Raw genomic sequence first — 9,237 nt, forward strand, 5'->3', positions numbered from 1 at the left:
GAGATTATTATGTCCGCAGCTTTCCACCACGGTACGGAAACCAAACGTATCGACGGCGGCACCAGCCCGATCTACACCGCCGACGGCGCGATTACCGCCATTGTCGGCACGGCTCCGGCCGGTGCGGTCAATACCCTGACCGTATGCGCCGCCGCCCGCGATTTCTTGCAATTTGGCAGCAGCCTGACCGGCAAGGGTTTTACCCTGCCTGATGCCGCCAATATCTTTACCCGCTACAAGGCCGGTACCGCCTATGTGGTCAATGTGTGCGACCCGGCCAAGCATAAGAGCAGCGTGGCTGATGAAGCATTGACGGTGGATGCCGACACCCTGACCGCCCGCACCGCCCATCCGGCCTTGCAAACAGGTTACATGGTAAAAGACGGTGCCAGTGCCCTGAACGAGGGTAGCGATTACACCGTCACCGATGCCCTGGCCGGCGAGATTGTGTTTAAAACCAAACCGACCACGCCGACCATCAGCTATACCTACACCGACCCGTCCAAGGTAACCGAAGAAGAGATCATCGGTGCTTATGTGGCCGCCACCGGCAAACGCACCGGCCTGCAGGCGGTGATTGAAGGCTTCAACCGCTTCGGTGCCGATGCCAAAATCATCATCGTGCCCGAGTACGACAAGACCGCCAAATGCCGTGCCGCCATCGAAGTGCTGGCTGAGCAGATTAAGGCTATCGGCTACGCCGCCGCCCCGCAGCAGACCACCCTGAGCAAGGCAATCGAAGGCCGTGGCCCATTGGGCAGCATCAACTTCCAAACCTCCAGCGACCGTATGATGCTGTTCTATCCCTATGTGTTGGGTTTGCTCGGTGTGGAGAGCCTAGCTACCCACGCTGCCGGCCTGCGTATGAAGACCGACGTGGAACAGGGCTACTGGTACAGCTCGTCCAACCGCGACCTGCTGGGCGTGACCGGCATCGAAATGCCGCTGACTGCCCGCGCCGACGATCCGCAGAGCGACACCAACCGCCTCAATGAAAAAGGCATTACCACGGTGTTCAACAGCTACGGCACCGGCTACCGCCTCTGGGGTAACCGTCTGGCCTGCTTCCCGACCGTGTCCCACATCAAAAACTTCGAGGTGGCGCAACGCACCGGCGACGTCATCGACGAGAGCATCCGCCGCTTCGAATTGCAGTATATCGACCGACCGATTGACGATGCCCTGATTGACAGCCTGCTCGGCTCCATCCGCACCTATCTGGGCACCCTGCAATCCATCGTCGGTTACAGCGTGGACTTGGATTACGACTACGACTTGGTGGATGCTTTCAGTAAAGGCCAAGTGCCGATTAAGTACGAATACACGCCCAAGCTGCCAGCCGAACGCATCAGCAATGCCAGCGTGATGACCCGCAAATATCTGGCCAACTTGGTCAGCCAACGATAAGGAAGGAATGAAAGATGTCCGATATCAAAGTAATTTACAACGCCAACGTCTATATCGACGGCAACGAGCTGTTGGGCAAGGCCAGCGAGTTCAAACTGCCGGAATTTGAGTTTGAGCAGGACGAGTACAAAGGACTGGGGCTGAAAGGCACGGTCAAGCTGCCGATGGGCGTGGCCGCACTCGAGGGCGAGATTACCTGGAACAGCTTTTTCCCCGAAGTGGCGCGCAAAGCCGCCAACCCCTACAAGGCGGTGCAGCTGATGGTGCGTGCCAACGTGGAGACCTACGACACCACAGGCCGCGTGAAGGAGGTGCCGCTGGTGACGATGGTAACTGCCACCTTCAGCAAGAATGCGCTGGGCGGCTACAAACCGAAAGAAAAAGCGGAGTTCTCCAGCACCTACCAGACTACTGAAATCCGCCAAGTGCTGGACGGGCGCGAGGTGCTGTACTACAACGCCCTGCGCAACGAATACCGCGTAGACGGCGTGGACGTGGAAGAGACCTACCGGCGCAATATCGGGGCATAGTTTTTTAAAGCCGTTTAAAAGACCTTTAAAGCGCCCGCAAGCGACAATCCCTACATCAAATCCGATGTAGGGATTTTTATTTACCACCGGCGGTTTTATCAGGCCGCACCGCCCGGCCAATTTGAAAAAGGATTGCAAAAATGGCTCAGAACGAAGCACAAAAATTACAACAAAAAATCGGTGTTACCCAGACCATCCAGCTGGTACAGCCGATTGAGACACCAAACGGCACGGTTACGGAAGTGACCACCCGCCGCGTGCTGGTGAAAGACTACAAGCGGGCAGCCGAGTTGTACCCGAACAGTGCGGCCTTACAGCAGATTCATGTCATGGCCTTGGCTTCCGGTCTGATGCCGGAGGATTTCGAGAATATGGCGTGGGAGGATTACAGCAAGCTGCAGACGTTTTGTATTGGGGCAAATTGATTGGGACAGCTACCACCAAGCTGCTGCCGATTTGGCTTGGTGGTTCGGCTTTTCGCCCAAGATGATTGAAGAGATGTCGCCGGATGAGATTTTGATTTGGCAGCAGCAGGCCAACCGGCAGGTTAAAACGAAGTATTCGAAGATGTAGAGCCCGGCTGTTTAGAGTATCGGAACAGCCGGCAGATGCCGGAAATAAGCACGGCAAGGGAGAAACTGGCGACGGTAAATGCCACACCGGCAGGCCAGGCCAGTATCAGCCCCAAGACGGCAAACCCGAACAACGCCGTCCAGAAGCCGGCAGCCGCCCACATGCTGGCAAACAGCCACAGGGAAGCGGTGGCCACCATCAGACAAAACAGTATGGCGGCCAGTGAGAGGGTGAAATTGTTTTTGAAGTCAAGTTCCATAAGTTGATTATTAGCACAGGTAAACCAGTATGGCAAAGGAATTTTTAGTCGGTGTAACCATTGCCGCCGCATTGAAGGCCGGATTTACCACAGTTTTCGGCCGCGCCGAGCGTACCGCCAAATCTCTAGGCTCGGCCATCAAAGAAGCGACCCACGCCAATGATGCGTTTGGTCGCTCTATCCGTCAGCAGCAGAGGCTGATGCCCTCGCGCAACCTGTCCGAACAGAGCCGTGCCTTTGCTGTCATGACAATGCAGATCCATCGTGCCACCCGCGCCCAGAACGACCTGAATAAGGCGATTGCCGGCCAGCGGGCAGCACAACAGCACCGCCAGCAGCTGCGTTCCGAAATGGTGGAGACAGCCGGCCATGCGGCGGTTATCGCTGCGCCGGTGGTCGGGTCTATCCGTAAATTTATGGAGCAGGAGGATGCGTCTGCCAATCTGAAAATCTCCATGATGCGCCGCGACGGCAGCTTCGGCCGCTTCAATGAAATCGACCGGCTGACCACCGAATGGGGCGCCGCCCTGCCGGGGAATAAAACCGACTTTACCAATATGGCGCTCGGCTTGAAGAGCCAGGGTATTTCGGATGAAACCATCATCAACGGCGGCGGTCTGGCTACCGCCCGACTGAATACCGTGATGGGCATTCCGATCGCCGACGGCAGCTTTTTTGCCAAAAACATGGAGGCGCACGGTATCAAGGAGTCTGAGCTGCTGCGCTCGGCCGACCTGACCCAACGTGCCTATTTCGCTGCCGGCCTGAGTAAGGAGGACATGTATCAAGCCATGTCCTACTATGCGCCGAAGGTTAATACCCTCGGCCTGACCGGTTTGGAGAATCAGAAACAGATTTATGCGGTAGAAGGGTTGGCTGCTAATAAAGGGCTGGAGGGTTCCAGCTTCGGTACCAACTTCAATATGATGTTGAGCCAGTTGTCCAAAGGGCCGACCATGATGGAAATGGCCGCCAAGGGCATGCGGGCGGAAGTGCGCGACATGGTGGAAAAGTCCGGCGCCCATTTCGACTTCTTCAACAAAGACGGCAGCATGAAATCGCTGCGTGAGATTACCGGCACGCTGGAATCTGAGTTCGGCAAAGTCCGCGCCCGCTTCGGCGACAAAGGCGTGATGGATGTGGCCGATGCCCTGTTCGGACAAGAGGGCGGACGCGTGGCCTCCATCCTCGGCCAGGCCGGTTTGGGCGGCTTCGATGCCATGATTGCCAAGATGGATCAGCAGGCATCCTTGGAAGACCGCATCAAAGTAAAAACCGGCACCCTGTCAGGCGCAATAGAGGCGCTGGGCGGGATGGCCGAAAATGCCGCCGCCAAGTTCGGCGAAGTATTCGCACCTGATTTGAAACGGTTTGCCGCCTTCGGCCAAAACGTGATTGAGCAATATGCCATGCCGTTTATCAGCAGGCATAAAGAAGCCATTAAAGTGGTTGCCGGTTTGGCGGTAGGCTTGATTGGGCTCAAGCTGGTCTTCCTCGGACTTGCTTATGCCGGTTCTTTGATTGCCATGCCTTTCCGTTCAATGTGGACGGGATTTCAGAAAATCCGCTCCATGCGCAATATGTGGCGGCTGTTCCGCATGAGCGGGGTATCGCGCGGCGTGAGCCTGCTGCGTACCTTCGGCATGTCCGCCCAATGGGCGACCCGTATCGCCGGCGGACTCGGCAGGGTGGCCGCGCCGTTTGCCTCGGTATTCGGCCGCATCGGCCAAGGTGCCGGCGTATTCGGCAAACTGAATGTGGCATTGGGCTTGGTGCGGCAGGGCTTTATGTTTCTTGCCCGTTCGCTGCTGACCACGCCGGTCGGTTGGGCGATTATGGCCATCGCCCTGGCGGCCGTGCTGATTTACAAATACTGGAATCCGATCAAGGCGTTTTTTGCCGGCGTGATTGACGGCATCATGAAAGGGCTGGAGCCAGTCAAACCAACCTTAATCGCACTTGGCGAGGCGTTCAGCGGTATTTGGGCAGCAGTGCGGCCATTCGTGCAGCCGATTATCGATTGGTTTGGCGAGCTGTTCAGCGTCAATCAGGTGGCCGAAGGCAGCGCCCGCAGTTTCGGTGAGACCTTCGGTTTGGTTGTCGGCGGCATTCTGAGTTCGGTGGTGCAGACCGGCGCCATGATTCTAGACGGTTGGCGCATGATTTTCGACGGCATTTCCTCGCTGGTCGGCTCGGCTTGGGAACAAATCAAAACCGCCTTCGACGTCGGCCTGCTCGGCATCCTCGGCCTGATTCTCAACTGGTCGCCCATTGGCGCGTTCTATTCGGCCTTTGCTGCCGTTCTCTCGTGGTTCGGCATCGACTTGCCGGCCAAGTTTACCGAGTTCGGCAGCAACATTATCCAAGGGTTATGGAATGGGCTAATCGCCAAATTCGAAGCGGTTAAGGGCTGGTTTGCCGAGAAGGCGGCGTGGTTTAAAAATGCCTTTGCCCAAAGCAACCAGATCCGATCGCCAAGCCGCGTGTTCCGCCGTTTTGGCGGCTGGATGATGGAAGGCCTGCAAATCGGTATCAACCAAGCCGCACCGCGCCCGTTGGCTGCTATTGGCTCGGTTTCGCGTGGTTTGCAACAGCGTTTCAGCGACAACACTTCCTCGTTGGCCGCTTCAATGGCCGCCAACAGCGCCGAGCTTTCCGCCGCACGGCAGGACTCGGCCGCGGCGGGCGGGATGACGGTGCATTTCTCTCCAACCATCAACGTGCCCGGTGGTGATGCAGGGCAGATTCAAGCAGCTATGCAGATGAGTTATCGCGAGTTTGAGCAATGGTTTGAACGGCTGATGGCCGATAAAGCCAGGAGGGCTTATTGATGTTTGCCATGTTGGGCGATGTCCGTTTTGAATTATTGGGCAGCTTTACCGACCTTGAAGAGACGCACAGCGCTGCCTACGCCAAGCACGAGGTGCTGGCCGGTCGGCCGCGCCTGCAGGCGATGGGCAACGATCTGACGCAGATACGCTTCGGGTTGAAATTGCACTGGAAGCTGGGCGATGTGGACGCGGCCTACAATGGCTTGATTGCGGCCAAAGAGGCACAGCAGGCGGTGTCGCTGGTTTTCGGGAGCGGCAGGTTTGTCGGCTGGTTTGTGATTGAGTCGCTGACCGCCCGCACCCTGTTGCAGGACGGCCACGGCCGCACCGCCGCGCGCGAGCTGGACGTGAGCCTGACCCAGTTTGTCGGCGACCCGAACAACCCGCTGCCGACCCCGGGCGTGGCCAACGGCCAAAACCCGCTGCTCGCCATGTTGCCCGAGTCGGTGCGTGCCCCTTTGTCCAAAGTGGCCGATGCGGTGCAGACCGGCGTACGCATCTATCGCAGCGTCGAGCAGGAAGTCGGCCAGCTGCAAACCCTGATTAACCATGCCCGCGAGCTGAAACACGACCCGCTCGCTTTGCTCGGCGTGGTGGGCGATGCGGTCAATCTTGGCGGCACGGCGCTGGGTAAATTGAACCGGCTGCCCGAAGTCGGCAAATACATCGGCAACCTGTCCGGTGCGGCCGAAATGCTGGCCTACGGCGGCCAGGCGGCGCGCGAACTCTCCGGCGGTTTGGCCGCACTACGCAACGGTGCGCAAAGCGGCACGGTGGGCGGCTGGCTGGAAGGCGGCGCGGCGGCTATTGCCTCGGCCGCCGACAGCCTGAACAACGGCGCACGCGGTGCGCAAAGCCTGACCGCGTGGCTGGCCGGCAGAAAGGACGGGACGAAATGAGCGAATCGGTATTAAGACACCTGACACGCGAGGGCGACCGCTGGGATTTGATTGCCTGGCGATACTACGGCAACCCTTTGGAAATCTCCCGCCTGATTGCCGCCAATCCGCACCTGCCTGCGGCCGAGCAGTTCGCCGCCAACCTGACTGTGTTTGTACCGGTTATCCCGGCCAAACCCCAAACCCAAGCCGACATGCCGCCGTGGCTGCGCGGCGATAACGGAGACGACGATGCAGATGCCTAACCTCCATCTGGGTGCCTTGCTTTCAGGTAGCCTGAACAGCACGGCCAGCCATCCGGTGACCCTGCCCAAGGTCATCATCAAATACGAGCAAAAGGACATTACCAGCGACATCCAGCCCTATTTGTTATCGGTGAGCTACACCGATTACTTGGAAGGCCAATCGGACGAAGTGCAGGTGGAGCTGGAAGACGTGGACGGCCGCTGGCGGCAAAAGTGGTATCCCGAGCAGGGCGACAAAATCAGCTTGGAAATCGGCGACCAGATTAACGGTATGCTCAAGCTGGGCAGCATGGAGCTGGCCGAGATTGAGTACCAGCACCCGCCGTCCGTGATTACCCTGAAAGCGCTGTCCACAGGCATCACCAAATCCAACCGCACCCAGCGCGGCCGTGCCTACGAGCACACCACGCTGGCCGACATCGTGCGCCGCATTGCCCGACGGTTGCACCTAAAGGTAACCGGCACCATCCGGCACATCCCAATCGAGCGCGTGACCCAGTATCAGGAGCGCGACGTAGAATTTTTGACCCGTTTGGCCAAAGAGTACGGCCACACCTTCAAGATCGTCGGCAGGCAGTTGGTCTTCCAAGCCAACGACGCGCTGGCGGAACAAAAGCCGGCGGCGGTCTTGCTGCCGGAAGACATCAAAAATTTCAGGCTGCGCGACCTGATTAAGGGCGTGCCGCAGGAAGCGGTGGTGAGCGGCTACGATGCCAAACGCAAGACCACGCGCCGCACCCGCCGGCGCAGCAAGGCGCTGCGTCCGGGCGGCAAGCGCGCCAGCAGCGGCGACACGCTCAAAATCGTGGCCAACCGCGGCGAGAGCCAGGCGCAGGTCAATGCCCGCGCCGATGCCGCGCTGGCCAATGCGCAGCAAAGCCAAGTGGCGGGTAATTTCTCCATGGTGGGCAATGCCAAGCTGGTGGCCGGACAGGTGGTGCAGCTCAAGGGCTTCGGCAAGTTCAGCGGCAAATATCTTGTGAAACAGGCGCGGCACGAAATCCGCCGTGGCGGCGGCTTTACCAGCGACCTCGAAGTGAAGATGGTCGAATATGTGCCGGACGAGCCGCCGCAGCCGGCCGCCGCAACCCAACCCAAAAAACAGGCAGCCAAAAATGCGAACCCATGACTTTACCGCCACCCTGCAGTTCGGCACGGTTTCGGCCGTGGACGCGGCCAAACACGCGGTGCGCGTGACCGTGCCGACTTTGGACGACATCCAAACCGACTGGCTGCCGGTGGTCAGCCTGGGCGCGGGCGGCAACCAGTTCTACGCGCTGCCCGACCCCGGCGCGCTGGCCGTGTGTTTGTTGGACGCGCGCGGCGAGGGAGGTGTGTGCCTCGGCGTCATCTACAACGAGCAGGACGGCACGCCCGCCGCCGATGCGAATATGTGGCTGAAGAAATTTGCCAACGGCACCGTCATCAGCCACAACAGAGCCGACGGGCAGGTAACCGTCGATACTCCGGGCAAGGTGGTGGTTAAGGCCGCTTCGAAAGTGGAAATCCAGTCGCCGGAAACGGAGATTACAGGCAACGCCACAGTCAAGGGCATGCTGACCTACACCGCCGGTCTGACCGCCTCCAACGGCGGCGGGGGCGATACCGCCAGCATCGAAGGCACCGTGCGCGTCAACGGCGAAATCATCCTCAACGGTATCCCACTCTCCGGCCACGTCCACCCCGGCGACTCCGGCGGCACCACCGGCAGCATGCAGGCCGGCTGATTTTTGAAAACGTTTTACAAGACCGCGGACAATCCCCGCAGCACAATCCCCGTATCCCGCCCGATACGGGGATTGTTTTTTAAACCCGTTTAAAAGACCCGCCGCCACCGCACAGGCAGAATAAGCCCATGACTACCCAGACCACCCCGCGCAGCCGCCACTGGCAGCCCGCCCCTCTCGCGAGCGGGCAGGACATCGTGCAAGACCTCGACGACATCAACCAGTGCATCGAAAACATCCTCGCCACCCGCAAGGGCAGCGACGTGTTGCGGCCGGATTTCGGCAGCAATTGGTTCGACTACATCGACTATCCCGAGGATGAGTTCATTCCCAATACCGTGCGCGAGGTCATCCTCGCCATCCAAACATGGGAAAAACGCGCGCTGGTCGAGCAGGTCACGTTTGACGGCCACGCCCCGCATATCACCATGACCGTGCATTGGCGCGTGGCGGACGATGTGGCGGGCGAAATCTACCGCACCGATATTGCAATAAAGGCTACCTGAAAATGGATTTGAGCAAACTGAAACGCGAAGAGGTCAAGATTGTCGATGACGATTTGGCGCAGAGCCTGGCCGCCATGATTGCCGACTACGAGCAACGCGCGGGCAAGGTATTGCAGCCGGCGCATATCGAACGCCTGCTGATCAACACCTTTGCCTACCGCGAGCACCTGCTGCGCCAGCAGGTCAACGAAGCCTACCGCCAGCAGCACCCGCGCTTTGCCACCGGCCTGATGCTGGACTTGTGCGGCGATGACGTGTCT

The 9,237-nt window shown here is 59.1% G+C and carries 11 protein-coding genes and 1 pseudogene; 11 read left to right on the forward strand and 1 reads right to left on the reverse strand.

All coding sequences use genetic code 11. From position 1 onward, the window contains the following. The first annotated feature begins 9 nt into the window (after positions 1-9). The 4 genes from HMPREF2541_RS07920 (at position 10) to HMPREF2541_RS11990 (ending at position 2,510) form a co-directional block, all read left to right on the forward strand. Positions 10-1,407 carry a phage tail sheath family protein gene (locus tag HMPREF2541_RS07920; RefSeq protein ID WP_070542892.1) on the forward strand — a complete coding sequence of 466 codons (1,398 nt, stop codon included), beginning with the start codon at positions 10-12 and terminating at the stop codon, positions 1,405-1,407. A 14-nt stretch (positions 1,408-1,421) separates the two neighbouring features. Beyond that, positions 1,422-1,937 (forward strand): phage major tail tube protein, encoded by a 516-nt coding sequence (locus HMPREF2541_RS07925; RefSeq protein ID WP_064106305.1) that lies wholly within the window; start codon positions 1,422-1,424, stop codon positions 1,935-1,937. A 140-nt stretch (positions 1,938-2,077) separates the two neighbouring features. Further along, the gene (locus HMPREF2541_RS07930; protein ID WP_067524688.1) at positions 2,078-2,362 is read left to right on the forward strand and encodes a phage tail assembly protein; all 285 of its coding nucleotides are present in this window, start codon (positions 2,078-2,080) and stop codon (positions 2,360-2,362) included. Then, positions 2,349-2,510: a GpE family phage tail protein gene (locus HMPREF2541_RS11990; protein WP_246824980.1), complete on the forward strand. Its 162-nt coding sequence runs from the start codon at positions 2,349-2,351 to the stop codon at positions 2,508-2,510. The genes HMPREF2541_RS07930 and HMPREF2541_RS11990 overlap by 14 nt, the downstream gene beginning before the upstream one ends. On the opposite strand, the gene HMPREF2541_RS11995 is transcribed toward HMPREF2541_RS11990, so the two are convergent. Then, positions 2,485-2,769 (reverse strand): hypothetical protein, encoded by a 285-nt coding sequence (locus HMPREF2541_RS11995; RefSeq protein ID WP_070542895.1) that lies wholly within the window; start codon positions 2,767-2,769, stop codon positions 2,485-2,487. The genes HMPREF2541_RS11990 and HMPREF2541_RS11995 overlap by 26 nt on opposite strands. A gap of 29 nt (positions 2,770-2,798) precedes the next feature. Between HMPREF2541_RS11995 and HMPREF2541_RS07940 the strand changes: the two genes are divergently transcribed. From HMPREF2541_RS07940 to HMPREF2541_RS07970, 7 genes and pseudogenes are all read left to right on the forward strand, one after another. Continuing rightward, positions 2,799-5,600 carry a phage tail tape measure protein gene (locus HMPREF2541_RS07940; RefSeq protein ID WP_070542898.1) on the forward strand — a complete coding sequence of 934 codons (2,802 nt, stop codon included), beginning with the start codon at positions 2,799-2,801 and terminating at the stop codon, positions 5,598-5,600. Further along, positions 5,600-6,499 (forward strand): phage tail protein, encoded by a 900-nt coding sequence (locus HMPREF2541_RS07945; protein ID WP_070542901.1) that lies wholly within the window; start codon positions 5,600-5,602, stop codon positions 6,497-6,499. Before HMPREF2541_RS07940 ends, HMPREF2541_RS07945 begins: the two co-directional genes overlap by 1 nt. Further along, complete coding sequence (locus HMPREF2541_RS07950; RefSeq protein ID WP_064087614.1) at positions 6,496-6,744, forward strand: tail protein X; 249 nt, start codon at positions 6,496-6,498, stop codon at positions 6,742-6,744. Before HMPREF2541_RS07945 ends, HMPREF2541_RS07950 begins: the two co-directional genes overlap by 4 nt. Continuing rightward, positions 6,731-7,873 (forward strand): phage late control D family protein, encoded by a 1,143-nt coding sequence (locus tag HMPREF2541_RS07955; protein ID WP_070542903.1) that lies wholly within the window; start codon positions 6,731-6,733, stop codon positions 7,871-7,873. Before HMPREF2541_RS07950 ends, HMPREF2541_RS07955 begins: the two co-directional genes overlap by 14 nt. Next, positions 7,860-8,471, forward strand: coding sequence for a phage baseplate assembly protein V (locus tag HMPREF2541_RS07960; RefSeq protein WP_070542906.1), 612 nt, complete (start codon positions 7,860-7,862; stop codon positions 8,469-8,471). Before HMPREF2541_RS07955 ends, HMPREF2541_RS07960 begins: the two co-directional genes overlap by 14 nt. 128 nt (positions 8,472-8,599) lie before the next feature. Then, a complete protein-coding gene (locus tag HMPREF2541_RS07965) occupies positions 8,600-8,977 on the forward strand; it encodes a GPW/gp25 family protein (protein WP_070542909.1) in 378 nt (125 codons plus the stop codon). A 2-nt stretch (positions 8,978-8,979) separates the two neighbouring features. Then, positions 8,980-9,237, forward strand: a pseudogene (locus tag HMPREF2541_RS07970) (baseplate assembly protein); the annotation flags it as partial.

Source organism: Eikenella sp. HMSC061C02, assembly GCF_001809035.1.
In the GTDB taxonomy this organism is placed as follows: domain Bacteria; phylum Pseudomonadota; class Gammaproteobacteria; order Burkholderiales; family Neisseriaceae; genus Eikenella; species Eikenella corrodens.

Excerpts from the sequence above, each read along its gene's own strand:
- HMPREF2541_RS07920 (WP_070542892.1), top strand. The coding sequence starts at position 10 with ATGTCCGCAGCTTTCCACCACGGTACGGAAACCAAACGTATCGACGGC.
- HMPREF2541_RS07925 (WP_064106305.1), top strand. The coding sequence starts at position 1,422 with ATGTCCGATATCAAAGTAATTTACAACGCCAACGTCTATATCGACGGC.
- HMPREF2541_RS07930 (WP_067524688.1), top strand. The coding sequence starts at position 2,078 with ATGGCTCAGAACGAAGCACAAAAATTACAACAAAAAATCGGTGTTACC.
- HMPREF2541_RS11995 (WP_070542895.1), bottom strand. The coding sequence starts at position 2,769 with ATGGAACTTGACTTCAAAAACAATTTCACCCTCTCACTGGCCGCCATA.
- HMPREF2541_RS07940 (WP_070542898.1), top strand. The coding sequence starts at position 2,799 with ATGGCAAAGGAATTTTTAGTCGGTGTAACCATTGCCGCCGCATTGAAG.
- HMPREF2541_RS07945 (WP_070542901.1), top strand. The coding sequence starts at position 5,600 with ATGTTTGCCATGTTGGGCGATGTCCGTTTTGAATTATTGGGCAGCTTT.
- HMPREF2541_RS07950 (WP_064087614.1), top strand. The coding sequence starts at position 6,496 with ATGAGCGAATCGGTATTAAGACACCTGACACGCGAGGGCGACCGCTGG.
- HMPREF2541_RS07955 (WP_070542903.1), top strand. The coding sequence starts at position 6,731 with ATGCAGATGCCTAACCTCCATCTGGGTGCCTTGCTTTCAGGTAGCCTG.
- HMPREF2541_RS07960 (WP_070542906.1), top strand. The coding sequence starts at position 7,860 with ATGCGAACCCATGACTTTACCGCCACCCTGCAGTTCGGCACGGTTTCG.
- HMPREF2541_RS07965 (WP_070542909.1), top strand. The coding sequence starts at position 8,600 with ATGACTACCCAGACCACCCCGCGCAGCCGCCACTGGCAGCCCGCCCCT.